The organism is Pseudomonas sp. M2(2023), assembly GCF_030263955.1.
Classification (GTDB): Bacteria; Pseudomonadota; Gammaproteobacteria; order Pseudomonadales; family Pseudomonadaceae; genus Aquipseudomonas; species Aquipseudomonas asiatica.
Genome location: NZ_CP127114.1, coordinates 725,484 through 751,279 on the forward strand (window position 1 = coordinate 725,484; position 25,796 = coordinate 751,279).

Here is a 25,796-nt window from a genome sequence, read left to right on the forward strand (position 1 = left end):
TTTGCCTGTGCCGGCCCCTTCGCGGGTAAACCCGCTCCCACAGGATTACCTACAGCTCAAAGGCCTGTGCAGTACCTGTGGGAGCGGGTTTACCCGCGAAGAGGCCCTCACAGCCCCAGCAAATCCGGGCCTTTCCGGCTTCCTGGATAACTAGCTGAAATTTTTGAAATTTTTGCTTGCATCTAAAATCGGGTGCCCCTAATATACGCCGCGTTGTCAGGCACTAAGCGAATCACCAGCAACACCGGTGACCGCAAAACAACTTACAAATCAGTAAGTTGAATGAAAAAAAGTGGTTGACAAGCAAAACGAAGAATGTAGAATAGCCGGCCTCAGCAGCTGCAACGCGAAAGCGGATAGCCAAAGAGACCGAAGCTACCACAAGCTTCGAAGCTGTAAAGATGTACCGAAGTTCAGTTCCGCGATAGCTCAGTCGGTAGAGCAAATGACTGTTAATCATTGGGTCCCTGGTTCGAGTCCAGGTCGCGGAGCCAATCTCGGGGTGTAGCGCAGTCCGGTAGCGCGCCTGCTTTGGGAGCAGGATGTCAGGAGTTCGAATCCCCTCACCCCGACCATTTTCCGGGTCGTTAGCTCAGTTGGTAGAGCAGTTGGCTTTTAACCAATTGGTCGTAGGTTCGAATCCTACACGACCCACCATGTAAAAAGGGCATCTCAAGCGAGATGCCCTTTTTCTTTAAGTATCACGGGGTGTAGCGCAGTCCGGTAGCGCGCCTGCTTTGGGAGCAGGATGTCAGGAGTTCGAATCCCCTCACCCCGACCATTTCCGGGTCGTTAGCTCAGTTGGTAGAGCAGTTGGCTTTTAACCAATTGGTCGTAGGTTCGAATCCTACACGACCCACCATGAAAAAAAGGGCATCTCGCATGAGATGCCCTTTTTTTGCGTTGAATTTATCCCACAAGAATGCGCTCTTGGGCCCACACAGCCCTGTGTGGGAGCGGGTTCACCCGCGAATGCGGCAGCAGGTTCACCATCGCATTCGCGGGTAAACCCGCTCCCACAGGGCATGCTGGTGTCTGTCAGTGCAGTTTCAGGCGCGGCTCGGTACCCCGGCCAATCTTGCTACCCAGCATCATCAACGCCGTACGGAAGAACCCGTACAACGCCATCTGGTGCATCCGGTACAGCGACACGTAGAACATCCGCGCCAGCCAGCCCTCCAGCTTCACGCTGCCCATCAGGTTACCCATCAGGTTGCCCACCGCCGAGAAGCGCGACAGCGACACCAGCGAACCGTAGTCCTTGTACTCATAGGTCGGCAGCGCCTTGTTCTCCAGCCGCGCCTTCAAACTCTGCGCCAGCATCGAAGCCTGCTGGTGCGCCGCCTGGGCACGTGGCGGCACGTTGCGGTCGCTACCCGGTTGCGGGCAGGCGGCGCAGTCACCGAAGGCAAAGATGTTGTCATCGCGCGTGGTTTGCAGGGTAGGGCGCACCACCAGCTGGTTGATGCGGTTGGTTTCCAGGCCATCGATGTCCTTGAGGAACGCCGGCGCACGGATACCAGCCGCCCACACTTTCAAACTGGCCTGGATCACTTCACCGTCTTTGGTTTTCAGGCCATCCTCGGTCACTTCACTGACGGCGGCATTGGTCATCACCTTCACCCCGAGCTTTTCCAGGGTCTTGTGCACCGGCACGCTGATGCGCTCTGGCAGCGCCGGCAGTACGCGCGGGCCGGCCTCGATAATGGTGATGTGCATGTCCTTGGGCTGGATGCGGTCCAGGCCATAGGCCGCCAGTTCGTGGGCCGCGTGATGCAGCTCGGCTGCCAGTTCCACTCCGGTGGCACCGGCGCCGACGATGGCCACGCTGATCTTCTCGCTCGCCACGTCACCGGCGTGGGCGCGCAGATAGTGGTTGAGCAACTGCTGGTGGAAACGCTCGGCCTGCTTGCGGGTGTCGAGGAACAGGCAGTGCTGCGCCGCGCCCAAGGTGCCGAAGTCGTTGGTGTTGGAACCCACGGCAATGACCAGGGTGTCGTAGCCCAAGGTGCGCGCAGGCAGCAGCTCGCGGCCCTCTTCGTCGAGGGTGGCGGCTAGTTGAATCTGTTTGCCTTCACGGTCCAGGCCGCTCATGCGCCCCAACTGGAAGTTGAAGTGGTTCCACTTGGCCTGGGCCACGTAGTTCAGTTCGTCTTCCGAGGAGTTCAGCGAGCCGGCGGCCACTTCGTGCAGCAGAGGCTTCCAGATGTGCGTGAGGTTGGCGTCGACCAGGGTGATCTCGGCCTGCTTGCGCTTGCCCAGGCTTTTACCCAGGCGGGTCGCCAGTTCCAGGCCGCCGGCGCCGCCGCCGACAATCACGATGCGATGAGTCATGGGGATATCTCATAAGGTTTACGGAATTCGTGGCCCCGGGGGCCGGCCGCAAACTGCACGAGGGGAGGGCGAGCGCGAAGCAGCTCATAGCACCAGTCCACTGAGCAGGCGGCTGATGAGACCCAACCCGATGGTCACGGCCACCACCAGCACAAGGAGCAGCCACGGCCGGAAGGGCCTGCGCTCGACTTGGTGCTGGGGGGCTCGCAGATACTCATCGACACGACGCTGATCTTCCGGATTCAGGCGGCTGGTCATGGTGGGGCCTCGTCAGGTAGACGTTTGGGACTGCGTAAACGCTACAGCGTTCACGCAAGCGCTTGAAACAAATGATAAGGCTTTCTATCTCTGGCGCCGAGTGTACGCCATCGCAAACACTCGCTGCAGTGGATCAAAGACTGATGCCCACGTCGAACACAATGCTGCGGCCCAGGTTGCCGCGCAGGAAGTCCGGCGCATCGGGGTGGGCGAACAGCACCCGGGCAAATGTCGGTCCGACCAGTGACAGCGAGCGCCAGCCCTGGCGCAGGTATTCGGTGGGCGGCGGGAAATGGGTATTGAGGTCGAGCACTTCGCGCTTGAGGCTGGCGAAGGCAATGATATCCAGCTCGTTCAGTTCCAGCCCGCGTTCCCGGTAGTTGTGCGCCTTCTTGCGCAAGGTTGGCGCCAGCCGCCCCAGCAGCTCGGTGGCACTGATGCGCCGCGGGCGCGCTTCGCGGCGCACCAGTTGCGCCAGGGAAAACGCACTGCGACGGCGCTGCAGTTCTTCGCGCCATTCATCGTTGAGCCGGCGGCCCTCGTCGAGCACGAAAAACACCTCGAACGCCGCGTCGCGGAACAGCACGTCTGGCGGTTCTTGCCCGGCCGGGGTGAAGTCCTCGCTGCGATAGGGGATGTTCAGCCCCTGCAACAGGCGTTGGCACACCCAACGCTCCCGCTCCCACTTGCGGGCGTTGGAGAGAAAGGCATTGGCTTGTTCCGCCTGGATGGTAAGCAGGCGCAGGTAGTCTGAGTCATCCATGCAGACAAGCTTAGCTGCTAATCGATGACGATAAGATGCTGTTTGTGCGCAGAAATCAGCCCAGTATTGGCCATTGCTGCACCACCCCAAGCAGGTGCACCAGGCCAAACCCCAGGCAGATCAGCGAACTGACCACGATGAAACGCCGCGAGCGCCCGGTGCCCGCCAGCAATATCGGCCCCAGCAGGCCGCGCGCCAGGTACACCAAGGTGATCAGGCAGATGGCCGGCAGCAGCAAGGGCAACCGCCCGATGGCCCCGGCAGCTGACAGCGCATACCCCGACCAGGCCAGCAGCACGCAGGCGATGGCTGCGGTGATCAGCCCTGGGTACCAGCGTCCGTTTTCGGCGGCCACGGCCATGCGCTCGCCGGCCCCGAACAAACGGTACCAGCGCGGCCCGACGGCGATGATGACCAGGTGAAGTACGCCGATGATGGCGTTGAGCGCTGCTGCCATCAGCAGGGCGAGGTTGATTCCTTCCGGCATGAGCAATGCTTCCTGCATCGAGTGAGGGTGCCAGCCTAGCGCAACCGAATGAAACGGAGAATGGGTGTAGACTCGGATTTATCCACATGGCTGCAAGGGGAATTGGTCAGGTGATCAGCGCGCAGGTGTTGTCGGGCACCACCCTTACGCTTGGCTGGCTGGGATATGTGCCGTTGCTGATCTGGGCGGTCAGCCAGGTGCGCTGGGTTGAGCTGTTCACCGACCGGCGCCGCCAGCATCTGCTGTTTGGCACGGTGTTCTGCCTGTTTGCCTTGTGGTTGGTGCGGCGCGATTTCGATACCGGTGTGTCGTACCACTTCATAGGCATGACGGCGGTAACCCTGTTGCTGGACTGGCCACTGGCAGTGCTGGGCGGGTTCATGGCCCAGCTCGGTTTGCTGGTGCTGGGGCGTCAGGACCTGGCGGCGCTGGGGGTGAATGGCTTGTTGCTGGTTGGCCTGCCGGTGCTGATCGCCGAGGCGTGCGCGATAGGGGTCGAGCGTGCCCAGCCGCGGAACCTGTTTGTGTATATCTTCTGTTCAGGGTTCTTCCCGGCGGCATTGACCGTGCTGGCCTGCCTGTCGGCTGCGTTGGGGCTGTTGTGGCTGGACGGGCGCTTCGCCATGCCGGAGTGGCTCAGCGATTTTGTCGGCTACCTGTGGCTGATGATGTTCCCCGAAGCGTTCATCAACGGCACGGTGATCAGTGCGCTGGTGGTGTTTTGCCCGGAGTGGCTGGAAACCTTCAACCGCACGCGGTATCTGCAGGCGCCCTGGAAGGAGGATGAGCGGTGATTTTGTGGCGGCTGTACTGGCCCTTTCGCGGGTAAACCCGCTCCCACAGGTATTGCACCAGCCTTGAAAGCCGTGAGGTCTCTGTAGGAGCGGGTTCACCCGCGAAAGGGCCCTGAAGGACACCTTGCTATCGGATCAATGCCGCGGCTCCAAATCCCCCGAGTACAGCTCATCCTCGGACTCTTCCGCCCCCGGAATCTTGTGCTCCTCCGCCGCCCAGGCCCCCAGGTCGATCAGCTTGCAACGGTCCGAACAGAATGGCCGGAACGGGCTTTTCTCGTTCCATTCCACAGGTGCGCCACAGGTCGGGCAATCGACGGTCAATGGCTGGCTCATGGCTGGCCTCCTCGTAAAGTCAGGTAAAAGTGGTGCAGGCGGTCAATCTGCTCATGCAGCGCGGCCAGGTCGCCGTCATTGACCACCACATCATCGGCATGGCGCAGGCGCTCCTCGCGGGCCAGCTGCGCCTTGAGAATGGCCTGCACCTGCTCGGCGCTGGTGTTGTCACGCGCCAGGGTACGCGCCACCTGCAGCTCCTGCGGCGCATCGATCACCAGCACCCGTTGGGTTTTCTGGTGCTGGCCCGACTCGATCAGCAGCGGCGACACATACACCGCATACGGCGACTCCGCCTTGGCCAGGTAGCTGAAAATCTCCTGCCCGATCAGCGGGTGCAGCAATTGCTCCAGCCATTTGCGCTGTGCCGGGTCGGCGAATATCAGCTGGCGCAGTGCCGAACGATCGAGTTGGCCGTCCGCCTGCAGTACGCCGGCGCCAAAGCGCTCGACGATGCTGGCCAGGGCCGGGCGCCCAGGCTCGACCACCCAGCGCGCCGCCTGGTCGGCATCGACCAAGTGCACGCCAAGCTCGACGAAACGCTCGGCAGCGGCGCTCTTGCCGCTACCAATGCCGCCGGTCAGGCCGAGAATCCAGGGGGTAAAGGCCGCAGTGGTCATCAGAATCCAAGCAGGTTTGTGTATGAGGCGTATATTTCATCACCCCAGAGCACGGCAATCCACCCCGCAATCGCCAGATAGGGGCCAAACGGGATCGCCGTGCCCATCGCATGCCGGCGCAAGCGCAACAGGCACAGCCCAGCCAGCGTCCCGACCACCGATGACAGCAGCAGGGTCAACGGCAACACCTGCCAGCCACCCCAGGCCCCGATCAGCGCCATCAGCTTGAAGTCGCCATAGCCCATGCCCTCCTTGCCGGTAACCAGCTTGAACACCCAGTACACCGTCCAAAGGCTAAGGTACCCGGCCACCGCGCCCCACAGTGCGCTGGTCAGCGGAATGTAGAGGCCGAAGGCATTGACGATCAGCCCCAGCCACAGCATCGGCAGCACCAGCGCATCCGGCAGCAACTGGTGCTCGGCATCGATCAGGCTCAGGGCCAGCAGGCACCAGGTCAGCGGCAGCGCCAGCAAGGCCTCGGGCGAAGCACCAAAGCGCCAGGCCACCACCAGCGACAGCAGCGCGCTGGCTAACTCCACCAATGGGTAGCGCGGGCTGATGCGGGTTTTGCAGGCTGAACAACGCCCGCGCAGGACCAGGTAGCTGATGACCGGAATGTTCTCCCATGCGCGAATCCGATGCGCACAATGCGGGCAGCGCGAGGCGGGTAGCCACAGGTCGAAACGCTCGTGCCGCGTGATCGGCAACTCCAGCATTTCCTGCGCCTCACGCTGCCATTGCCGCTCCAGCATGATAGGCAGGCGGTACACCAGCACATTGAGAAAGCTGCCCACCAGCAGGCCGAGCACCGTGGCCAGGGTGAGAAAGTACGCCGGCTGCTCAGCCAGCAAAGTCCATAAAGTCATGTTCAGATCAAGCTACCCAACTGGAAGATCGGCAGGTACATCGCCACCACCAGGCCGCCCACCAGCAGGCCCAGGACCAGCACGATGGCCGGCTCCAGCAGGCTGGTCAACTGGTCCAGCGCCTGGCTGACCTGTTCCTCGTAATGGCTGGCGGCTTTTTCCAGCATCTGGTCCAGCGTGCCGCTGGATTCCCCGATGGCCGTCAATTGCACCAGCAGCGGCGGAAAAAGCGGCTCAGCGGCCATCGCCTGGTGCAGCCCCTGCCCATTGGCCATGCCCTGACGCAACCGCAACACCGCCTGTTCATGCAGGTCGCCACCACTGACCCTTGCCACCGTGCCCAGCGCATCCAGCAACGGCACGCCGGCGGCATAGGACGTTGCCAGACTACGCGCAAAGCGCGCCAGCGCCGCCTGCCCCAGCAGCGTGCCGAACACCGGCAAGCCCAGCACCCGGCAAGATATCCACAGGCGCGCTGGCGCGTGCTGCCGGTAGAGCTGGCGCATGGCAAAACCCAGCACCACGCCCATCACCAGCAACAGCGGCGCAAAGCGGCTCAGCCCTGTGGACAAGTCGATCACCCATTGGGTAAATGCCGGCAACGCCACGCCCATGCCAGAGAACATGCCCTCGAATTTCGGAATCACCTCCAGCAATAGGATCGCCGACACCCCCAACCCCGTCAGCAACAGCAGCAACGGGTAGATCATCGCCTTGCGCACCTTCTTGTGCAGCGCCCGACGTTGCTCCAGCATGCCTGCCAACTGTTCCAGCTGCCGGTCGAGCGTGCCGGACTGCTCACCCACCCGCACCAGGTTGCAGTACAGCGCATCGAACCACCCCGGGTGGCGCTGCAACGCATCTGCCAGCCCCAGGCCCGAGGCCACATCCTGTTTCAATCTACCCAGCAATGCCGCCTGCGCCGCATCACAGCCACTGCGCCCCATCACCTCGAACGCCTGCAGCAGCGGCACCCCGGCCTTGAGCAAGGTCGCCAACTGCCGGCTGAACCCCGCCGGGTCGGCCTTTGCCCGCCGATTCGGCAAACTGAACGTCAGCCCACCGGCAGGCCGCAAACTGGCAACCTTGATGCCCTGGCGGATAAGCCCGGCACGCACATAAGCCGGGCTGCGCCCGGGCGTTTGCCCACTGACCGGTGCGCCATTGGCGTCGGTGCCGTGCCAGGTGTAGAGGAGTGTGGATTGGGTCATACAAGGTCCTTTTTCTGCCCGTGCGACAAGCCTGGAAACAGCTTGCCGCGCCCATGCAAGGGCGTGCGTCCGAGATGCTCACTAGAGTAGTTCAGCGAAGACGACGCCCAAGCGGGCAGGGGTGACAAAAGGTGTCTGTTCAGGCCTACTGCGCCGCTGCCAGCCGGGGTCGAGCCTGACCTCAACGAGTACGCGTATCAAAAGGAAAACGTTCATGAAAGGGCAACGCGGTATCACCCTGATCGAACTGATGATCGTCGTCGCGATCATCGGCATTCTGGCGACCATCGCCTTACCGATGTACACCAACCACCAGTCACGCTCCAAGGCCGCGGCCGGATTGCTGGAGATCAGCGCGCTGAAGACGGCGATGGACCTGCGGTTGAATGATGGGAAGGATGTGGCGGATGTGGCCGCGTTGGGTGGCCAGCCGGCGACGGCGCACTGTGCGATCACGGCTAGTGGCAAGGCGGCGGATGGCAGTGGGAGCATCGTTTGCACGCTGGTGGATGCGCCGGCCACTGTGCTGGGCAAGGCACTGACCCTGACGCGTTCGGCTAGCGGCTGGGCGTGCACGACCGACATCGAGGAAGACCTGGCGCCGAAGGGGTGCAAGGCGCCTTGAGGGTAGGGCAATAAGTCAGGGGAAACAGGGGTTTGCGTAACGGGTGCGAGCAGTGGTACGTTGCGCTACACGCCGGTGTAGCTCAGTCGGTAGAGCAGCGCACTCGTAACGCGAAGGTCGCAGGTTCGATTCCTGTCTCCGGCACCAGAGACCAGTTTCCAGAAGTCTATGACTGTCTATGAAACACCCCGCAAAGCCCGCCTAGCGCGGGCTTTGTTGTTCCTGCCTGTCTCGTTTTGTCTCTGGGCATCTACGCGATTTAGGGATATGGTTAGGGATATCTCGGTTCGATAAGGAAACGTATCCCTATGGCGCGCACAGTGGTGCCTCTCACCGATCCCAAATGTGATGCGGCCAAGCCTCGGGAGAAGGACTACAAGCTGTTCGATGGCAAAGGCCTCTACCTGCTGGTGAAGCCGTCAGGCGTCAAGACTTGGCGTATGAAGTACACCAAACCTGATGGCCGTGATGGTTTAGCAACGTTTGGCAACTATCCGGCGCTCGGCTTGAAAGCGGCCAGGGAGCGACGCGCTCAGGCGCTTGAACTCCTTGCTGCTGGGAAAGACCCCATCGAGCAGGCGCGCTTGGACAAACAGGAAGCGGTCAATGCCCGGGCGAATACCTTCCGTTTGCTTGCACAGGAATGGCATGCAGCCTGCGCTCGTAAGTGGACACCTGGTCATGCCTCCACCGTTTGGCGACGCATTGAGTCCCACCTGTTGCCCACTCTCGGTGATCGTCCGGTCGCGGAACTGAAAACACGGGATCTGCTTGTTCCGCTGAAAGCGGCGGAAAAGCGGGATACGTTGGATACGGCTGCACGCCTACGCCAGTACATGACGGGCATCCTCCGTATGGCGGTTCAGCATGGCCATCTAGATTTCAACCCTGCGATCGATCTGCAAGGCGCCACGGCTACCCGCAAAACGGCGCACCGGCCTGCTTTGCCATTCGAGCGCTTACCTGAGCTTCTCCAGCGGATAGATGCCGACAGCGGGCGCGGCCTGACCAAGCTCGCGGTGCAGCTGACCATGTTGGTGTTCATTCGCTCCAGCGAGCTCCGCTTCGCTCGCTGGGGAGAGATAGACATGGGGAGGCTGATGTGGGAAATCCCTGGCGAAAGGGTGGCTATTGAGGGTGTGAAGAACTCCCATCGAGGCTCCAAGATGAGCACGCCACACCTGGTGCCGCTCAGCCGCCAGGCTGTAGAGGTGCTGGAGAGAATTCGTAACCTCACTGGTCGTTTCGATCTGGTTTTTGCGGGTGACCACAATCACTGGAAGCCCATGAGCGAGAACACCGTGAACAAATCGCTGCGGCGTATGGGGTATGACACCAAAGCAGAGGTATGCGGCCATGGTTTTCGGACTATGGCCTGCTCCGCACTGGTTGAGTCTGGGCTTTGGAGTAAAGACGCTGTCGAACGGCAAATGAGCCACCAGGAGAGAAACACGGTGCGTGCCGCCTACACCCACAAGGCTGAGCATATACAAGAGCGTAGGCTCATGGTGCAGTGGTGGGCTGATTATTTGGATGCTAATCGCAAGGAGGCGATCACCCCCTACGATTTTGCCCATGGGCGGTTGCCTCATTCATGAAGCAGATTGGGTGGGAAATATCGAATAGGGACATTTGGGTAAATCTGGTTGGATATGCTCAGCCTCTTCAAGGCCGGTGTATCAGGTGTAACCGGTGTAACGCTAGGGTGCAACGTATTGAAACTATTGATGAAAACCTGTTTACACCCCACGCAGTGTCGGCTTACACCCGGGTGTAACACAGCGAGAAAGTGTAACAGCCGGAATGCCCAGCTCTTCCTGCTGGTCGCTCTTTCGTTCGGACACAAAACATCTAGACGGCGCGGAATTCAGCCTACAGCCATGGGGCGCGGGGGGGCAAATGATTGATAGCCAAACATACGACATGCTTTTGAAACGTTACGGCAGCACGTGCTTACCGCTTGAGCTCGTGCGACAGCACTATCTTTCGCACATGGGAATGCCGGCGCTTCTCAGGGAGTTTGGCAAAGGGAGGATATCGTTGCGCGTAGTGAAGGGTGAGTGGGGCGGACGCATGCAACGGGTGGTATACCTTCACGACCTGGCTAGCTGGCTCGATCAAGGGGGCAATTGACCCCCTTACCACTGCGCAGCGGGTTGTAGACGAGCACTACCGTTCGTCGGGGTCGAATGTCGTATAGATGTGACGAAGGTGCTACGAAGAAGCGAAATGGGGATAACTCCAGTCGGCTAGAAATTTCTCTGTTTCTTTCACCAGTGAATCGGCATAAATAGTTGGCCCTGTTCATACCAATACAGGGAACTAGCTATGACAACTCGTAGCACTTCAAGCGCCAACCCTCTTGCACAGTCAATTCCAAGAGCTGACCTCGGTGACACGAGCCCACTCGGTTTTGATCCAGCAACACGACTGATCCGCATAACAGATGTGGTCGCCTTGGTAGGTCTTGCGCGTCCGACGATCTATAAGCTGATGAGCCAGCCTGAAAGCGGTTTTCCCCAGCCAGTCAAACTTACGGATAGCACCGCTCGCGGTGCGCCTGTCGCTTGGGTCTTGTCTGAAGTTTTGGACTGGACCCGGGCCCGCATTGCCGCTCGCGACAAGGTGGCGGCATGACTCCAATCTTCCTGCCACACACCGTCCTCGACGCGGTCGGAGTACTTGAAGGCGCCCGGCCTGCAGTGGCCATGGGACGTGATCGCCTACGCGCCTTGCGTGATCGTGCCATTTCTGATGGCGCGCACGTTTTGCTCTTGGCCTGGCCGTCGCTGGAATGGGTGATGCTGGCCGTCGACGTGCCATCGGGCGTAGTAATCGAAGACGCACGGCAACTAATACCCAATCTGCTGGCCAATCCCGCTGCCTTGGAGCACATGCGTTCAGAGTCTCGCAATGGCCAGCATCTAAGCTGGCTGTCTCTGGTACGCCCCGTCGTCGCTAAGCTCTAACGAAAACGCCCCCGGCTGCAACCGGAGGCGTTAGAGGTACATTCGTATGCCCCCTCAATCTATGACGTCGTGCGTGATCGCGCAAGCCTTGCATATTGCTCTTATCAAATCGTCAAGCTATGCTCCGTCCGTCGCTGCAAATTCAGTGACCGGGTTTGGCGACCCGATATACTTGGCGCATAGGCGCCCCATCCGACAGCAGGCGCTTTTTTTGTGTCTGCCGTTTCGTGTTATGGCGGCTGTGCGTGGGAGGCCTTCGGGCCTGCCGGGTTCCAAGTTCCCGGTTCGCCAACCTGCGCACAGCTGCCACCCAAAATCGTTTGGCGACGATCAGTGGCAGCTCCAGCTAACTTGGAGTACCACACATGCCCGCCCTCAATCCGTCCAAAATCCGCGCCGCCGCCCACCGGGCAATGGCTCTCGCCGCTCTACACGCAAACTCCAGCCTTGCTACCCGCCTCGCACGCTACAACCGACATATGAGCATTGCCCGCTCCCTGGAAACCGTCGGGGGTGCGCAATGAAATCTGCGTCCAAGGGACTTGAAGGGCGTCTACCTGAAGACCTTCTATCTGTATGCGCCACCAATGCTGCCGGTGTGCCAATTGATGCCATCACTGCGGCTTGTTCCCGCGTCGACGCCGTTTTGCACTTGCTCATGGCACAGTTCAATTCCGGTCCGGATGTTGAGAGGCTGTCTGACTCAGTAATAGCGAATGTTATTTGGGACATCCAAGGTACCGTAGGACTGATTCGGTCATTGGCCTTGCACGGCGATAAGTCCACTTCTCAGCTGGTGCATGGGGATCTCCAATGAACAAGCGCCCCAGCTTTTCCGAAGTCAAACACGCTTCCCTCAGGTCAATCGAACAAGTCCTTTCTAACTGGTTGCCAGGCGGTAAACGGGTAGATGGCGGTAAGGAGTACACCGCTCCAAACCCTACACGAACTGACAAGCACGCAGGTTCGCTTAAGGTCAACTTGGCTAAGGGCACTTGGTGTGACTTTGCTACGGGTGACAAAGGCGGCGATTTGATTGACCTAGTGCGCTACCTGGATCGCGTCACTGATATAGACGCATGCAACAAACTTGCGGCCTTTCTCTGCGTCGAGCCAGGTAGCACAAGCACCAAGTCGCCCAGTACAAAAGTCTCGAAACAGGACTGGACACCAGTGCTTCCCATTCCTGAGCAGGCGATGCAGAAGGTAATGCATACGCACAGGCAGCACGGTAAGCCCTCAAAAGTCTGGATCTACCGCGATGCCAGTGGTCAGCCTCTCATGGTGTTGTATCGCTTCGACTTGGTGCCGGATGAGACCGGCTCGGCGCGCAAAGTGTTCGCGCCACTTACCTGGTGCAAACACTCGGGCAATGGCTCGCTTGCTTGGCGCTGGCAGGCCTTACCTGAACCCCGTCCGCTGTTGAATCTTGATGAGCTGGCTAAACGCCCAGCGGCACCAGTAGTGCTGTGTGAGGGCGAGAAGGCCGCCGATGCGGCTGCCGAGCTGTGGCCCGAACATGTTGCCACCTGCTGGCCCAACGGGACGAACTCTTGGCAAAAGGCTGATTTCGCGGCACTAGTCGGGCGTGACGTGTTGCTGTGGCCTGACAACGATGTTCCAGGATTGAAGTGCATGAATGCCTTGGCCGACCATCTGCGGAGGCTCGGAGCTGCCACGGTGCAGACGGTAGCCTTGACGGCGTTCGGGCAACTCCCTCGTATGGATGGTGGGCATCCCACCTTCGCCCCAGGCGGCGAGTGGCGCGAAGGTGACGATGCGGCTGACGCCCTATCCAAAGGGTGGACTGCCCAACACTTGGCAGAGCTGCAACGCACCGGGGAACTGTTCTCCCTCACCCCCGCAGTCGCCGCTACCCACACCCCCATCAAGCAGAGCAAGGCCACTGCCCAGGCCAAGCCGCAACCCGAGAAGAAAACCGCCCCGGCCCCCAGCGGTTTCCGTCTCACAAAGGAGGGGGTGTTCTATGCCGGTGAGGATGGCGAAGCACGCCCAGTTTGTTCACGGCTAGAGATATTAGCTCGCACCCGTGACGAAAAGGGCCACGGATGGGGCCTGCTTGTGGAGTTCGATGATCCGGATGGGGCAAGCAAGCGCCTCAACATTCCGGCTAGGGCGATGGCGGGCGACTTTGGCAAAGAAGTGCTCGCGCCACTCGTCGATATGGGGCTGCGCCTGGCGCCTGTGCGCACTGCTCGCAATTCGCGCAACGACCTACAGAGCTACCTACAAGGCTACGACGGCTCCGAGCGTGCCCGGTTGGTCACTCGTCTGGGCTGGCATGGGGATGCTTACCTGGTGCCGGATCGGCAAATTGGTGCCAGCACTGAATACCTGCACTTCTACGAAGCTGGCGCCCAGCTCCCGCCCATTACCCAAGCCGGAACACTCGAGCAGTGGCAACAGCAAATCGGCACGTTGTGCGTTGGGAACAACCGCTTAGCGTTCGTCGTGTGCGTGGCTTTCGCTGGAGCGCTACTGCACCTGCTTGGGCATGAATCGGGCGGCTTCCACTTGTACGGTGATAGCTCGGGCGGAAAGACCACCCATTTGCAGGTGGCGGCCTCGGTTTGGGGTGGGCCGCGTTTGGTGCGCTCCTGGCGCTCTACGGACAACGCCCTGGAAAGTATCGCGGCGGCGCACTCGGACGGATTGCTGGTGCTCGATGAGATCGGGATGTGCGACCCACGGATCATCGGTGAAACGGTCTACATGCTCGGCAACGGCACCGGCAAGGCGCGGGCCAATGATCGGGGCATGAGCGGGCGCCAAGTTCAAGAGTGGCGCTTGCTGTTTCTCTCCACCGGAGAAAAGACCCTTGCGCAGCACATGGCCGAGGCAAATAAGGATCTGAAAGCAGGTATGGAGGTACGTTTGCTTGCTGTTCCTGCTGATGCAAGCAAAGGGCTTGGGCTGTTCGAGGAACTGCATGGCTTCGACGATGCCGCCGCTCTGTCAGACGCGCTCAAGGCGCGAGTGGCCAAGTTTTACGGCTCGCCTGCCCTTGCCTTCCTGTCGGCCCTCTGCGACCCGACCAAGTTGCGCGCCTATACAGCCATGGTACGCAGCACTGTGGAGCGTTTCACTGCTGAAGCGCTCCCCGCCAGTGCCAGCGGCCAGGCCCAGCGGGCCGCAACCCGCTTCGGTTTGGCGGCGGCTGCGGGAGAGTTGGCCACCGCTTTGGGCGTTACGGGGTGGCCAGACGGTCTGGCGCTCGACGCCGCCCGCGTATGCCTGAATGCCTGGTTAGCTGAGCGAGGTGGCGCTGGAAACATGGAAGGTGATGCGATTCTCGCACGCTTGCGCCAGGTGATTGAGCGTTTTGGAGAGAGCCGCTTTACGCGCTGGGAATCGACGGCTGCCAAGGTAGATGAACACGGCCCCCGCACTATTGACCGGCTCGGCTTTCGCAAGTCGATGGAGCACGGCATGGGTGACACGTCGCACACGACGACAACCTATTACGTACTTCCCGAAGCTTGGCGCTCTGAAATCTTCCGAGGCATGAACCTCAATGCCGTGAACAAAGAGCTGCTTAGGCGTCGGGTATTAGAGCCAGGCAAAGATGGCAAGGCCTCCACCTCTGTGCGCCTGCCCGGCCTTGGACTACAGCGCTGTTATGTCGTCCTGACGATCCCTGAACCGGCCGAGAACGAAGTACTGGCCGCTTGAACTACTACCTCTAAATCCACGAGGTAGTGTCGGCAACATGCGGCCTTGCCAGCCTCGTACGTAACCACTTCCAATCATTAGGTGTTGAGCATGAAAGAATTGAAAAAGCAGCGTGACGAATTGATTGCAGAGCGTGACTCTCTTGAAGAAAGCATTCCAGGCCTGAGAGCTGCGTGGGAGGCAACACCGAGTAACTGGGACCGTCATGGCAATTGCATTGGCAGCCCTGAAAGTACGGCGGCTATGAATAAGCTTTCCGACGCAGAGGGTCGCTTGCGCAGTATTCCTAGTGCTATTGAGCGAATTGAACGCGAGATCAGCTATCAGGAAAGTTTGGCGAATGCGAAGCAGGCCAAGACAAAGGCTCGTCAAGTCATGTCTGATTCAGTTAATACGATAACTTCACTGGAGAGCACTCGTACGCTTATTCTTGAGCGCCTACAGGCGATCCAAAAAGAATCAAATCTAGCCATCGAGAGGGCGCAGCAAGCTGAGATTGAGGCTGCGAACCTCTACGCACGCAACGTCGCAACCGGCAATAGTGAGGGTGAAAAGGCTGCAAGCACCGCGATGGAGAGAGCTAGCTCCTTGCTCATTGAGGCTGATGAACATGCAAGGCGCCAAGAACTGATTGTCGCTGCATTGCAGGCGGAAACTGAGGCGCTCGATGCTCAGATCTCCAAGGCTAAGCATGAGTCTAGCCAAGCTCAGGACAGCGCCCTACGCGCAGCCGCTTTGGCCCTCGGCGATGAATGGAATCGCTTGGCCAAGCAACTTGCCGCTGTGGGCTCTCGAATTCTCGCCGCAGACCATCATCGAGGTAGCGGGGGCATGATGTTGTCAGGTCTGTCGATCCCGCTCTTCGGCCCCTCGGCCAGAGAGCTCGACCGCGATGATGTGCTAGAAGGCGCTAGAGGCATCACCCCAATAGACCTGATCGAAGCGTAACCCCGAAACAGCCCGCAGATGCGGGCTGTTTGTTTCTGCGATGTTGCGGTTGATCCCGTCAAAAGCAGATTGGCCAAGCTCGCGGATGTGCAAAATGGGTCGAGAACAGCCAGTCACGACGGACCGCTATCGACCCATAGCAGACGTTCGCCCGAGGCTACGGTTGGCCCAGGTCAGGCACATCTCTGAGTGATGTCGGGGTACTGGTCACCCCAACTCATCACCCTGTTGCAGCCGTTAGAGGCTTTCCTTGTAGAAGGGAATCAGCTTGGCCAGCGCCTGACCCACCGGCTCGGGTTTGTCGTAGAGGTGGTAGTGTGGCCAGCCTACGACGACCACCAACTCCTTTTCCTGGAGGCGGCCCGACCGATGATCTCACAGCCATCGCCGTAGGCTCCGAATGCGCCGAAGCCCCCTAGATTTCGGAATTGCAAATCAGATAGCGGTGACGCATTAGCCACGAATTACTTTAGCCTACAGCTGATAATTTGATGCTACCGCTGCATCAGCGGAACGTAATTGAAGCAAGCGAGCGACTCAAGAATGGACGGCGAGTGGTACCTCTCAAGGGGGGCGGGCGAGTTCGTAAGGTGCAATATTTGATGGCTCCATGGCATCATGCCTGATGTCTTTCTCTGATGGAGTCGTTTGGAATGCGGTTCAGAAAGTTGGATAAATGGGATAATAAAGAAAATTCCCAAGGACTTATATTTGTTGCACAAATAATTGACGAACTACTTTTTGATTATACTCTTGATAGCTATAAGCCATCCGCTATGAATACTGCTCTTTTGATTAAAGAAGCGGTTAAAACGATGAAGGCAATTAGCGCTGGCGTGGTGATGAAACCTAATTTGCAGCACATATTAAATGAGCTGTGCGATAATTTAGAGTCTGACTGGGTGGCGCAGCGGCTACTATCTGTGGATCTTGTCGGAGTGACAAGCACACTCAAGAATCCGAAATCTTCAGATGCTAGCGTTGAAACTGTAGTTAAGCTTCTGGGAATTCAAGTGCCGCTTTCGGCATACAAGGAAATGAATGAGAATCTATTGAGGGAGGAACTTTTAGGGGCATCGAAGCGGTCTACGCTACGCTCCTTGGTTAGGTCTTATATTACTACGCTACTCAATAGTGGTTATACAGCAAAATTCATATCGAAAGTTTCGCAAAATTTTTTCCACTACTCCCCAGATAGAATTTCAGGTAATGAAGCCATTGAGGAATATTTTAGCTTATTTTCTCGGGTTATTCAGGAGTATCATGTTATTTATAAGGCGCCTTCTTACCTATTAGCTTTCAGGGAGGCGGCGAACAAACTTGGGGTTAATGTGCTTCCTGGATCAGGAGACTCACCTTTTACCCATGAGGAATTGACTAGGTATAATTTTCAGTTGAGAGGTGGAGACGTATACCTGTATATATCTAGTCGTGGAAAGGAGCCAAATGTAGCAAAGATCGTGGCGGATAAGAAAGTTGAGGCTATTCAAACCCTCATAGGCCTATATCATCACAAGGAGGCTCCGCGACGTATAACGGAGTGTTTAATAAAAAGTGCCGATGGTGGAGAGTGTGAAAGAAATGCTAGACATATTAATCCAATGCATAGGTGTGCTGATGCAGTGCCAACTGTAGCATCGAAGAAACTTTTCAAGTTCATGAGTGCGTTTAGCCTTGAAAAAGAATCTTTCAGTAAGTTTCATAGGAGCGCGGAACTGCATGCGCTTGCTCTCGCCAGTGAGTCACTTGAAAATCAAATGATAAATCTCTGGATTGCCCTGGAGTCTTTAATACCTAGCAAGTCAGATAAAGATCTGGCGCAGATTGATCACATTGCAAACTCCGTCATCCCTTGTTTGAATTTGGAGTACATAAACAAGCTGCTAACAAGGTTCTTTAAAGACTTGTTGTTCTGGAATAGTAAGCTTGTTCGGCGTATTTATAAAGAAATTGAGGCTCAAGGCGTTTCGTCGAAAACAGCTCATTTGTTAGCTTTGCCTGATTATCAGCACTTGAGAGCTGAGTTGGAAGGCGGGTTTGGTGATTACCACTTGCTCAGAGATCGATATGAGTATTTGGTTGGTTTGCTTTCAAGTCCTGCTTCAATAATTAATGTATTGGATGGTCATGAGAAACGTGTAGGGTGGCAGTTAAGAAGGATCTATCGAGCCAGGAACACTATCGTTCATGATGGTTCTACTCCTTCGTACACAGAGGTCTTAGTGGAGAATACTCATGATTATTTGGATGTGATTATGCGCTGGCTAATGGAGCTCGCCTCAAAGGACAAAACAATATTTAGTGTTTCTCAGGGGTTCAAAATGATTGAGCTCAACTATTTATCTTATCGGAAGCGTTTAGGTGAAAAACATTTGGTGTTCACTAAAGAGAATATTGATCTGTTGTTGACGCGCTTTAATTACTCATGATGGCCGCTCTTGGGCAGTGAACCTCCGCTCGTAAGTCTCCCTGGTGGTCGTGACGAAAGCCTGATCACCCGGGCTCAGCCGCCGACTTCTCCTGACGAAGGACTGGCTTGGAGTTTGATCGGCTGCTATCCACCCAAAGCTGCCCTTCAAGGAAGGGCAGTAGCCGCCGTTGATCTGATAACATCTAACATTTCGGTCAATACTGCACGGGGCCGAAGTGTCCTCTATATCCGACCTGAGTGAGTACCAAACGATTAATGCATTGGATGCTTACCAGTTCGTTCTCAAGCGGACGTCCAAACAAGGCAAAATTTTTGATTGTGTATGCCTCTGCGTATTTTACCCGATCAGGATGACAGCGCCTCAGTGACAAGCCATATGCGGTTTCAAAAGGATGGCCGCCAGTGCGAATCAAACTAAAGAACGACGGGTAAATTATGCCGTCGAAGCCCGCTTCTTTGGCCGCTAATGCAATTGCTCTGGAAATCTCATAGGAGTGAGAACGTGCCAGAAAGAGCATATGGATAGCCATATCCAAGCTTTCGAACTCCGTCACATCTTCTTCGAGTAGATGAGTAAGATCCAAAAGCCTTAAATTCCGCTTGGGCTCTAGGGTAGCAACGTAGATGTCGTCATCTGTCGATGCTCGACATTCATGAATGCAAACGTCGATGTCCTGCGATCCGTACATGATGGGAAAACCTGGCGAGTCGAGTCGCCCCTTTCCAGCGAGTGCAATAGGTGGGCTGTCGTACTCTGCCGGATCAGCTGGACGTTGTGGGCAGATTCGTAGGCGATAAAATTTCTGCCCCATTTCAAGTGTCTTCTCTGGGTATTCCTTCAATACGCGCTTGATGATTTTGGACCGCTTCAATTCGTCTTGAAGATCCTTAAGTGGCTCGACTTCACCAATCATCCAGAGGCGTGGACCGTAGTGGAAGAAGCCAAGCTGAGCAGCCTCCTCAAGAAGCCTGATGTCATCTTTGAGCCAGATCGAGGGCGATATATCGCTCCTCCCAAAGTGATGCTCGTTGCACTGAATAACAGGCGCTGCACCGTAGTCACAACGGACGGTAGTACCACCCACAAAAAAACGCCATGCAAGAGCTTCAACAAGCTCCTTCGTCAGCTTTCGGCCTTCTTGGCTGTGGCAGTTCGGACATTCCACATGCTCCTCAATGCCGAGTTTGAATGCATCTATCCGCAGTCCTTCATCCGTGAAACATTCAGAACAAAGGAGAGTTTGATTCATCTTCGCAGTTTCTTCTGCCATAGTCCTACCGGGGATATTTTTATGGTGTGGAACTCAAACTTTAGACCAAGCAGATCGCTCCGGTTTGGGCTCAATTGGGCCGGTTGCTATGGTCCGCTTCTGGCCGACTTCTGCCCTGCACAAAGGACCGCTTTGGGTCGAAAGCGGGCATTCGTGACCGGCTGCTTTCGACCCAAAGCTGCCTGTGGAGAGCGGCAGCAATCGGCAAATTGCGGGCATTCAGCTGAACAGTAGTCCCGCTACCAGCCTTTTAGCCTTGAATATCCCGCACTCTTCAAATGCAGAATCTACATACTTTAAATGGCTTGGAATCTTCTGAACACGGAGGATTCAGGCTACAGCAATAGAGACCGGGAGACCGCGCAAAGGGCTGTCAGCGAGCGCTGCCAGGCCCCAGGCAAGCCTCGATCATTTCCGCGACGTCAAGCAAGCGCTCGCGCAAAGCGGGAAGCCAGACCACTGCCACGGACGAGTTCCGCTGTGCCAATTCAAGCACTGCCTGAAGCGCATGGTCCGAATGCCGCATTAATTCAACCAAATGAAGGCCGCTGGGACCATGGCTGCCCGCCAGCCAGTGCTTAGCGGTGCGTTCACTGGCATCGGTCCAATTGCGCAGCGTCTTGATTGCGCGATGTGACGTGCCTAATTCGGTACGTAAGGCAGCGGCTACGGCGCCGGCGTAGATTTCTGCATTGATTGGAAAAGGATTGCCCATTTTCGCGATCATTTTTCTGTGGCTCCTATTTATATTCGTTTGTGGCGCATCTGACGAAGGCCGGTAGGCGTAGTGCAATCTACGGCTTGGCATGGGTGTAGACCCCAAGCCGCTGAGGGGGCATCGATCAACAAATGAGACGAGCACAGCTATCCCTGGCAGAGGGCAGCAATAGAGCCGCTGCCTACGTCCGCATGTCGACGGAACACCAGCAGTACTCCACTGAGAACCAGCTGGATGCGATTCGCGTTTATGCGGCAGCGCATGAGCTGGAGATCGTCCGGGTGTACACCGATGCAGGGAAAAGTGGCTTGAGCCTGGATGGTCGGGAAGCTCTTCAGCAGCTACTTCGAGACGTTGACGCGGGTCAGTCCGAGTTCTCTGTGGTTCTGGTCTATGACGTAAGTCGCTGGGGGCGCTTTCAGGACCCTGATGTGAGCGCCAGCTACGAAGTACGATGTCGGCAGGCGGGTGTCAGGGTCGAATACTGCGCCGAACAGTTCGTTAACGATGGCTCACCGGTCTCCAGCATTATCAAGAGTGTTAAGCGCATGATGGCCGGTGAGTACAGCCGTGAACTGTCCGTCAAGGTATTTGCGGGGCAGTCGCGCCTGATCGAGTTGGGCTACCGACAAGGAGGCCCGGCTGGCTATGGATTGCGTCGTCAACTTATCGATCAGACTGGGCAGCCTAAAGCAATCTTGGGACGGGGAGAGTACAAAAGCCTTCAGACGGATCGGGTGATCCTCACTCCAGGTCCTGAGTCCGAACAACAGGTCGTTCAAGACATTTACCAGGCCTTTGTCAGGGAAGGTCGAACCGAAGCTGAAATTGCAACGCAACTGAATCGGCGTGGCCTACTAACAGACTTCCAGCGGCCGTGGACACGGGGCGTAGTGCATCAGGTCCTGATCAACGAAAAGTACATTGGTAACAACGTATGGAATCGCACGTCTGGCAAGCTGAAACAGCCCCGTACACCTAATCCAGTTGATCAGTTGGTGCGGGCGGATGGTGCCTTCTCCTCAGTGGTCGACCACGCCTTGTTTCTAGCGGCGCAGGCCATCATCCGTGCGCGGTCACGGCACTGGACTGATGAGCAAATGCTGGCCACGCTGAAGCAACTATTTGCGGAGCGAGGTTGTCTGTCTGGTTTGATCATCGATGAGCAAGAGGATTGCCCATCCAGCAGTTGTTATCGCCAGCGCTTTGGTAGTTTGCTACGCAGCTACAGCCTGATTGGTTATTCACCCGCACGGGACTACAGCTTTCTGGAGGCCAATCGCCGGCTGCGAGAGCTGTATCCGCAGATCTTGGTCGACACGCAGGAGCGCATTCGTCTTGTCGGTGGACGCATCTCGGTCGACCCCCAGACCCAACTGGTTTGGGTTAATGATGAGTTCTCGATCTCGGTGGTGCTGTGCCGCTGTCAATGCTCAGAGTCGCCGCGCAGACGTTGGCAGCTACGCTTCGACTTCGGTTTATTACCGGACCTGACGGTCGCTGTTCGCATGCTCCCAGGTGAGCAGGAAGTGCTTGATTACTACCTCTTTCCCATGATCGATTTGGCGGCACCTCACCTGCGTCTGGGAGATACTAATCCGCGCGAACTGGAACTCTACCGGTTCGACAGCTTGGATATCCTGGCGGACCTGAGTCGACGTATACCCCTGGGGAGCGCTGCGTAATGGCCACATCGGGAGAGCATCTTGCACTTCATGTGGCGCAGGCGGCGCCTATTGCGCAGATCCCACTCGCGGATATTCGCGTGCTCAACCCGCGTAGTCGCAATCAACAAGTGTTTGCACGCCTGGTGGAAAACATTGCGAGTCTGGGGTTGAAACGACCGATCACGGTGACCCGTAATGGTTCGAGTTTCGACCTTATTTGTGGGCAGGGGCGCTTCGAAGCCTTTAAGGTCCTGGGGGAGTCGGCCATTCCGGCGGTCGTGGTGACGGCGGCTGAGGCGGACCGCTATCTCATCAGCTTGGTGGAGAATCTGGCGCGACGCAAGCATTCGAACCGCGACTTGCTGATGGCGATCAACGTACTGCACGAGCGTGGTTACTCCATCAGGCAGATTGCCCAGAAAACCTGCTTGAACCGTGCCTATGTCGGCGGGATTCTGATCCTGTTGCGGCAAGGAGAGGAGCGCTTGATCGCTGCTGTCGAAAAGGGCTGGCTACCGATTAAAGTCGCGATCCATGTGGCACGGTCCGACGATGCCCAGGTCCAGGCCGCCATGGTCGAGGCCTATGAAAGTGGGCTGTTGAAAGGGGATGAACTCATCAAGGTGCGCCGTCTGATCGACCGTCGACGGGTTCTAGGGAAAGATTATGGTAAGCATCAGGGAGGCGAGCGCATGACCACTCCCCGCCAGTTGCTAACCGCCTATCAGACTGAGGTGCGCCGTCAGCGCCTGATGGTGAAGAAGGCCGACATCAGTGAGCAACGATTGCTCTTCGTCGTGACCGCATTGCGTCGGTTACTAGCCGATGAATTTTTTCGCTCAATGTTACGCAGCGAAGGCATTGAAGATATGCCGCAGGTATTGGCCGAGCGTATTCAGGGGGACGCATGACTGTCGTCAAGCGTGCCTTTGAGCCTGATCTAATTACCGTCCGCTTACCGCTGATCTTGCCCTCTCGCCAAGTCACCCACGATATGCTGACCTCCGTCAAGTATGCGGCGATCCTAGCTTCCATCCGTGAGCTGGGGGTGGTTGAACCGCTTGCGGTGCATCCCGAGCCGGTTCACGGGGCAGGAGAGGAGCCCCGTTATCTGTTGTTGGATGGTCATTTGCGACTAGCTGCGCTCGTACAGTTGGGTGCAAAAGACGCGTTGTGTCTGTTGGCGACAGATGACGAAGGCTTCACCTACAACCGGCAGATCAACCGACTTACCCCAATTCAAGAGCACAAGATGATTCTGGAGGCCATTCGCAAAGGAACGACCGCCGAGCGGATTGCCGAAGTCTTGAGCGTCAACGTTGGACGCATCCGCGAGCGCCAGCGTTTGCTGCGGGGAATTGCGCCGGAAGTCGCTGAGATGCTGAAAACGAGAATGGTCAGTCAGGCGGTCTTTCGTGTGCTGCGCAAGATGAAGCCTATGCGCCAGATCGAATTAGTCGAGATGATGATGTCCGCTAACTGTTTTACTGGCCGCTACGCCGAAATGGTCTTGGCCGCAACGCGTCCTGAACAGCTGGTCGAGGCAAAGAAAGTCAGTGAGGGCGTGACTGCTGAAGACATTGCACGCATGGAGCGGGAGATGGAAAAGCTCTACCACGACTACCGGTTGGTTGAAGACACCCTTGGCGAAACCATGCTGGTACTCGTGGTTGCCAAGGGCTATGTGTCTCGCATGCTGCGCAATCAGACTATCGCAGCTTACCTGGAGCGCTTCGAGCCTGACCTGGTACGGGAGCTGGCGGGGGTTGTGGAGGCGGTCACCGCAGATGCTCGTAGTCTGGAGCGTGAATAGACCCATCTGCTGTGCTGGGTGGGAGGTCATCATTCGTTTTAGGACAGATCGTCAATGCTATTTTGGCGAGGGCATGGACTCTGGCTGAAATCGCGGCTTCGTCCCACGCAGAGCTAGCAATCAATGGGACATTGAGACCAAGGCCAGCATTGGCATCAGCTTGTCGCGTTTCGCCGCGAAATCGCAGTGTTGCGCCGTCCTATTGATGCTGAAGTTAAGCAGCGTCAAGTTGCCTAGCATTGAGATGCTCTCATGCCGTTCACGAATCAGGAGCTGCCAGGGCGTCAATGTAGCGCAAGAGCGCACTATCACTTCGATATCGACGCGTCGCTGTCGGCTGCCACGCTGCCATCTTTCAGCGGCCAGTGGGACGTTCCAACTGCGCGGCGAAATATTTTCTATACCAAGCGCTGATAGGTCTGGTACTTCTGGCTCTTCGCTTTTAACGGATAGCCGTAAACCGCTTTCGAGTTCCGTTAACAGCGAACAGGTTTTTGCGGTATCCAGCCGGTCTGGGTACAACGGTACGCTGACGCAGGCGTTACGGAATTCACCGATCCCCGTCAGCTGTAGTCGAACGTGATGAAGGATTGCGCTGGGTCGAAGGCAGCGTCCGTGACTCGCAGCGTTTGCCCATTGCGGCCCTTTGCGAAGGGCCGGTTTGGGTCGATAGCGGCCTACCATGGTTACACCGGATCTGTTGTTACACTGCTAGGGCAAAGCGAAGGCTTGAGCGTGTATCACTGTTTTTACCTTTAAGAACAATGGGTTGTGCGGTGTCGTTACACCTATTACACCTGTTACACCGCTTTGGATTCGTAGTCATCTAGCGACCCCATGCCCCCTAGTTGGTCGTGCCTTCAGCGGCTGAGGCATTCCCCACCTCCCGGATCCTTGGAGCCGCCGGGGACCCTGAGAGATGTGGCCAGATACGGGGCTGAGAACCCGCGGGACTTCGTTAGCAGCAGGGTGCCCAGCTTAGTGAACAGGTGAACCGGGTGAACACACTCGTCTGGGTGGTGAACCCAATCAACCATTCACCAGGCTACTGACCCTTCTCTTCGGGAGGCGTCAACCTCGTCAACTGTCAACCATCGTCAACCTGGCAGCCGCTAGCAAGGCTGCGCGGGTTTCCGTCCCCGTAGCAGATGCCATTTCTCAGGGTCCCCCGACCTTAGGACTGATGGAAATCAAGAGTCACAAATGTCAGCCCGCACCCTGGTGGCTGTCACAGGTTGAGTGACCTAGTATCTCTGGACCCTGGCCACTATGCCGCCATCAGCGTGAGGGAACATGAGATGCAAATGATTCCAGTCAGATCTTCAGCTATCACCGCTGTCGGTTACGACCCGATTACCAAGAGAATGAAGATCACCTTTAAGCAGGGACGCACTTACGATTTCTGTGGGGTACCGCCAGAGGTTCATCAGGGGCTGGTGAATGCGGGCTCCAAGGGGGGCTACTACGATCGGGTCATTCGGGATCGATATCAATGCTGATCTGAAGGGCTAGCGCTCAGACAGGTAGTGGATTTTGCTTTAGGGATACGTTTAGGGATACGCGAGAGTTGAATCAAGTAGTAAGTCCCATAGATTATGGACTTAACGTGGTGATATTCGATTCCTGTCTCCGCACCAGAGTTCGATGGTTTGATGCAGGTTTTCCTGCGTTCGGGCCCTCCCAAAATGCCTGCCTTGTGTGGGCATTTTTGTTTCTTCCGTTTTCTGCTTTCGGCCGATCAGGCCACCTTCAGCCCAGCTTCTCGGCCGATTGAATAGTCAGCGGTTTTCACTTCCAGTTGTACGGGTTTCAAGATAATGGGTGACCGTCATTTAGCTATCGCCCCGTGTTTTCGGGGTGTTTGGCGAGATTCTTTAAGATAGTGCTTTAATCGGTTATAGATATTTTCAGGTGTCCGAGCTTTCCATCAGTCCCCCAGCGGCTGATCCCGCCCGCTCATCACCCAACCCGCAGACCAACTGCTTTGTTTCC

At 57.2% G+C, this 25,796-nt stretch carries 24 protein-coding genes and 6 tRNA genes; 19 read left to right on the top strand and 11 right to left on the bottom strand.

The genetic code is table 11. The features are described 5' to 3' along the window. Positions 1-418 precede the first annotated feature (418 nt). The 5 genes from QN085_RS03325 (at position 419) to QN085_RS03345 (ending at position 862) form a co-directional block, all read left to right on the top strand. Positions 419-494 (top strand) — tRNA-Asn (locus QN085_RS03325). A gap of 4 nt (positions 495-498) precedes the next feature. Then, positions 499-575, top strand: a tRNA-Pro gene (locus QN085_RS03330). Positions 576-581: 6 nt separating this feature from the next. Beyond that, positions 582-657, top strand: a tRNA-Lys gene (locus tag QN085_RS03335). A 47-nt stretch (positions 658-704) separates the two neighbouring features. Next, positions 705-781, top strand: a tRNA-Pro gene (locus tag QN085_RS03340). 5 nt (positions 782-786) lie between these two features. Beyond that, positions 787-862: transfer RNA gene (locus tag QN085_RS03345), tRNA-Lys, on the top strand. Between the two features lie 176 nt (positions 863-1,038). Here QN085_RS03345 and QN085_RS03350 read toward each other — a convergent pair. From QN085_RS03350 to QN085_RS03365, 4 genes are all read right to left on the bottom strand, one after another. Continuing rightward, on the bottom strand, positions 1,039-2,334 hold the full coding sequence (locus QN085_RS03350) for an NAD(P)/FAD-dependent oxidoreductase (protein WP_003260618.1): 1,296 nt from the start codon (positions 2,332-2,334) through the stop codon (positions 1,039-1,041). 84 nt (positions 2,335-2,418) lie between these two features. Continuing rightward, the gene (locus QN085_RS03355) at positions 2,419-2,592 is read right to left on the bottom strand and encodes a DUF3094 family protein (protein WP_013970765.1); all 174 of its coding nucleotides are present in this window, start codon (positions 2,590-2,592) and stop codon (positions 2,419-2,421) included. A 133-nt stretch (positions 2,593-2,725) separates the two neighbouring features. Further along, on the bottom strand, positions 2,726-3,355 hold the full coding sequence (locus QN085_RS03360) for a DUF1780 domain-containing protein (RefSeq protein WP_013970766.1): 630 nt from the start codon (positions 3,353-3,355) through the stop codon (positions 2,726-2,728). Positions 3,356-3,410: 55 nt separating this feature from the next. Further along, positions 3,411-3,842, bottom strand: coding sequence for a hypothetical protein (locus QN085_RS03365; protein ID WP_041506273.1), 432 nt, complete (start codon positions 3,840-3,842; stop codon positions 3,411-3,413). Positions 3,843-3,928: 86 nt separating this feature from the next. On the opposite strand from QN085_RS03365, the gene QN085_RS03370 reads away from it, so the two are divergent. Next, positions 3,929-4,636, top strand: coding sequence for an energy-coupling factor ABC transporter permease (locus QN085_RS03370; protein WP_031324242.1), 708 nt, complete (start codon positions 3,929-3,931; stop codon positions 4,634-4,636). A 135-nt stretch (positions 4,637-4,771) separates the two neighbouring features. Here the strand turns inward: QN085_RS03370 and yacG are convergent, their stop codons facing one another. Genes yacG through QN085_RS03390 form a run of 4 tightly spaced genes read right to left on the bottom strand, consistent with a single transcriptional unit; the run spans position 4,772 to position 7,669 of the window. Further along, a complete protein-coding gene (yacG, locus tag QN085_RS03375) occupies positions 4,772-4,972 on the bottom strand; it encodes a DNA gyrase inhibitor YacG (protein WP_003260624.1) in 201 nt (66 codons plus the stop codon). After that, complete coding sequence (coaE, locus tag QN085_RS03380) at positions 4,969-5,592, bottom strand: dephospho-CoA kinase (protein ID WP_023660627.1); 624 nt, start codon at positions 5,590-5,592, stop codon at positions 4,969-4,971. Before coaE ends, yacG begins: the two co-directional genes overlap by 4 nt. After that, on the bottom strand, positions 5,592-6,458 hold the full coding sequence (locus QN085_RS03385) for a prepilin peptidase (protein ID WP_031324244.1): 867 nt from the start codon (positions 6,456-6,458) through the stop codon (positions 5,592-5,594). The genes coaE and QN085_RS03385 overlap by 1 nt, the downstream gene beginning before the upstream one ends. Before the next feature lie 2 nt (positions 6,459-6,460). After that, positions 6,461-7,669, bottom strand: a complete 1,209-nt coding sequence (locus QN085_RS03390; protein ID WP_023660629.1) for a type II secretion system F family protein — start codon at positions 7,667-7,669, stop codon at positions 6,461-6,463. Between the two features lie 214 nt (positions 7,670-7,883). Here QN085_RS03390 and QN085_RS03395 point away from each other — a divergent pair, with 214 nt between their 5' ends. From QN085_RS03395 to QN085_RS03430, 9 genes are all read left to right on the top strand, one after another. Then, entirely contained in the window at positions 7,884-8,294 is a 411-nt protein-coding gene (locus QN085_RS03395) for a pilin (protein WP_023660630.1), read from the top strand. 71 nt (positions 8,295-8,365) lie between these two features. Next, positions 8,366-8,441, top strand: a tRNA-Thr gene (locus QN085_RS03400). Positions 8,442-8,602: 161 nt separating this feature from the next. Beyond that, a complete protein-coding gene (locus tag QN085_RS03405) occupies positions 8,603-9,892 on the top strand; it encodes a tyrosine-type recombinase/integrase (protein WP_099452832.1) in 1,290 nt (429 codons plus the stop codon). Between the two features lie 325 nt (positions 9,893-10,217). Next, entirely contained in the window at positions 10,218-10,427 is a 210-nt protein-coding gene (locus QN085_RS25825) for a pyocin activator PrtN family protein (RefSeq protein WP_225874453.1), read from the top strand. Positions 10,428-10,622: 195 nt separating this feature from the next. Then, on the top strand, positions 10,623-10,931 hold the full coding sequence (locus tag QN085_RS03410; RefSeq protein WP_099452834.1) for a helix-turn-helix transcriptional regulator: 309 nt from the start codon (positions 10,623-10,625) through the stop codon (positions 10,929-10,931). Beyond that, positions 10,928-11,263 carry a hypothetical protein gene (locus QN085_RS03415; protein WP_274094706.1) on the top strand — a complete coding sequence of 112 codons (336 nt, stop codon included), beginning with the start codon at positions 10,928-10,930 and terminating at the stop codon, positions 11,261-11,263. The genes QN085_RS03410 and QN085_RS03415 overlap by 4 nt, the downstream gene beginning before the upstream one ends. Positions 11,264-12,076: 813 nt before the next feature. After that, positions 12,077-14,956: a DUF927 domain-containing protein gene (locus QN085_RS03420; RefSeq protein ID WP_099452838.1), complete on the top strand. Its 2,880-nt coding sequence runs from the start codon at positions 12,077-12,079 to the stop codon at positions 14,954-14,956. A 90-nt stretch (positions 14,957-15,046) separates the two neighbouring features. After that, on the top strand, positions 15,047-15,904 hold the full coding sequence (locus QN085_RS03425) for a coiled-coil domain-containing protein (RefSeq protein WP_157767018.1): 858 nt from the start codon (positions 15,047-15,049) through the stop codon (positions 15,902-15,904). 653 nt (positions 15,905-16,557) lie between these two features. Further along, entirely contained in the window at positions 16,558-18,333 is a 1,776-nt protein-coding gene (locus tag QN085_RS03430; RefSeq protein WP_285689550.1) for a hypothetical protein, read from the top strand. 196 nt (positions 18,334-18,529) lie between these two features. On the opposite strand, the gene QN085_RS03435 is transcribed toward QN085_RS03430, so the two are convergent. After that, complete coding sequence (locus QN085_RS03435) at positions 18,530-19,606, bottom strand: RES family NAD+ phosphorylase (RefSeq protein WP_285689552.1); 1,077 nt, start codon at positions 19,604-19,606, stop codon at positions 18,530-18,532. A 373-nt stretch (positions 19,607-19,979) separates the two neighbouring features. Next, complete coding sequence (locus QN085_RS03440) at positions 19,980-20,333, bottom strand: hypothetical protein (RefSeq protein WP_021782005.1); 354 nt, start codon at positions 20,331-20,333, stop codon at positions 19,980-19,982. A 122-nt stretch (positions 20,334-20,455) separates the two neighbouring features. On the opposite strand from QN085_RS03440, the gene QN085_RS03445 reads away from it, so the two are divergent. From QN085_RS03445 to QN085_RS03455, 3 genes are read left to right on the top strand one after another with little or no spacing between them, the layout of a single operon-like run. Further along, entirely contained in the window at positions 20,456-22,009 is a 1,554-nt protein-coding gene (locus QN085_RS03445; protein WP_099452841.1) for a recombinase family protein, read from the top strand. Then, the gene (locus QN085_RS03450; RefSeq protein WP_099452842.1) at positions 22,009-22,902 is read left to right on the top strand and encodes a ParB/RepB/Spo0J family partition protein; all 894 of its coding nucleotides are present in this window, start codon (positions 22,009-22,011) and stop codon (positions 22,900-22,902) included. Before QN085_RS03445 ends, QN085_RS03450 begins: the two co-directional genes overlap by 1 nt. Then, positions 22,899-23,804: a ParB/RepB/Spo0J family partition protein gene (locus QN085_RS03455; protein WP_099452843.1), complete on the top strand. Its 906-nt coding sequence runs from the start codon at positions 22,899-22,901 to the stop codon at positions 23,802-23,804. The genes QN085_RS03450 and QN085_RS03455 overlap by 4 nt, the downstream gene beginning before the upstream one ends. Positions 23,805-23,924: 120 nt before the next feature. Here QN085_RS03455 and QN085_RS25830 read toward each other — a convergent pair whose 3' ends face one another. After that, positions 23,925-24,488: a GmrSD restriction endonuclease domain-containing protein gene (locus QN085_RS25830; RefSeq protein ID WP_352230950.1), complete on the bottom strand. Its 564-nt coding sequence runs from the start codon at positions 24,486-24,488 to the stop codon at positions 23,925-23,927. 680 nt (positions 24,489-25,168) lie between these two features. Between QN085_RS25830 and QN085_RS03460 the strand changes: the two genes are divergently transcribed. Next, positions 25,169-25,303 carry a KTSC domain-containing protein gene (locus QN085_RS03460; protein WP_232107062.1) on the top strand — a complete coding sequence of 45 codons (135 nt, stop codon included), beginning with the start codon at positions 25,169-25,171 and terminating at the stop codon, positions 25,301-25,303. Positions 25,304-25,796: the final 493 nt, after the last annotated feature.

Coding starts and splice junctions, on each gene's coding strand:
- QN085_RS03350 (WP_003260618.1), bottom strand. CDS start 2,334: ATGACTCATCGCATCGTGATTGTCGGCGGCGGCGCCGGCGGCCTGGAA.
- QN085_RS03355 (WP_013970765.1), bottom strand. CDS start 2,592: ATGACCAGCCGCCTGAATCCGGAAGATCAGCGTCGTGTCGATGAGTAT.
- QN085_RS03360 (WP_013970766.1), bottom strand. CDS start 3,355: ATGGATGACTCAGACTACCTGCGCCTGCTTACCATCCAGGCGGAACAA.
- QN085_RS03365 (WP_041506273.1), bottom strand. CDS start 3,842: ATGCCGGAAGGAATCAACCTCGCCCTGCTGATGGCAGCAGCGCTCAAC.
- QN085_RS03370 (WP_031324242.1), top strand. CDS start 3,929: ATGGCTGCAAGGGGAATTGGTCAGGTGATCAGCGCGCAGGTGTTGTCG.
- yacG (WP_003260624.1), bottom strand. CDS start 4,972: ATGAGCCAGCCATTGACCGTCGATTGCCCGACCTGTGGCGCACCTGTG.
- coaE (WP_023660627.1), bottom strand. CDS start 5,592: ATGACCACTGCGGCCTTTACCCCCTGGATTCTCGGCCTGACCGGCGGC.
- QN085_RS03385 (WP_031324244.1), bottom strand. CDS start 6,458: ATGACTTTATGGACTTTGCTGGCTGAGCAGCCGGCGTACTTTCTCACC.
- QN085_RS03390 (WP_023660629.1), bottom strand. CDS start 7,669: ATGACCCAATCCACACTCCTCTACACCTGGCACGGCACCGACGCCAAT.
- QN085_RS03395 (WP_023660630.1), top strand. CDS start 7,884: ATGAAAGGGCAACGCGGTATCACCCTGATCGAACTGATGATCGTCGTC.
- QN085_RS03405 (WP_099452832.1), top strand. CDS start 8,603: ATGGCGCGCACAGTGGTGCCTCTCACCGATCCCAAATGTGATGCGGCC.
- QN085_RS25825 (WP_225874453.1), top strand. CDS start 10,218: ATGCTTTTGAAACGTTACGGCAGCACGTGCTTACCGCTTGAGCTCGTG.
- QN085_RS03410 (WP_099452834.1), top strand. CDS start 10,623: ATGACAACTCGTAGCACTTCAAGCGCCAACCCTCTTGCACAGTCAATT.
- QN085_RS03415 (WP_274094706.1), top strand. CDS start 10,928: ATGACTCCAATCTTCCTGCCACACACCGTCCTCGACGCGGTCGGAGTA.
- QN085_RS03420 (WP_099452838.1), top strand. CDS start 12,077: ATGAACAAGCGCCCCAGCTTTTCCGAAGTCAAACACGCTTCCCTCAGG.
- QN085_RS03425 (WP_157767018.1), top strand. CDS start 15,047: ATGAAAGAATTGAAAAAGCAGCGTGACGAATTGATTGCAGAGCGTGAC.
- QN085_RS03430 (WP_285689550.1), top strand. CDS start 16,558: ATGCGGTTCAGAAAGTTGGATAAATGGGATAATAAAGAAAATTCCCAA.
- QN085_RS03435 (WP_285689552.1), bottom strand. CDS start 19,606: ATGGCAGAAGAAACTGCGAAGATGAATCAAACTCTCCTTTGTTCTGAA.
- QN085_RS03440 (WP_021782005.1), bottom strand. CDS start 20,333: ATGATCGCGAAAATGGGCAATCCTTTTCCAATCAATGCAGAAATCTAC.
- QN085_RS03445 (WP_099452841.1), top strand. CDS start 20,456: ATGAGACGAGCACAGCTATCCCTGGCAGAGGGCAGCAATAGAGCCGCT.
- QN085_RS03450 (WP_099452842.1), top strand. CDS start 22,009: ATGGCCACATCGGGAGAGCATCTTGCACTTCATGTGGCGCAGGCGGCG.
- QN085_RS03455 (WP_099452843.1), top strand. CDS start 22,899: ATGACTGTCGTCAAGCGTGCCTTTGAGCCTGATCTAATTACCGTCCGC.
- QN085_RS25830 (WP_352230950.1), bottom strand. CDS start 24,488: ATGGTAGGCCGCTATCGACCCAAACCGGCCCTTCGCAAAGGGCCGCAA.
- QN085_RS03460 (WP_232107062.1), top strand. CDS start 25,169: ATGAAGATCACCTTTAAGCAGGGACGCACTTACGATTTCTGTGGGGTA.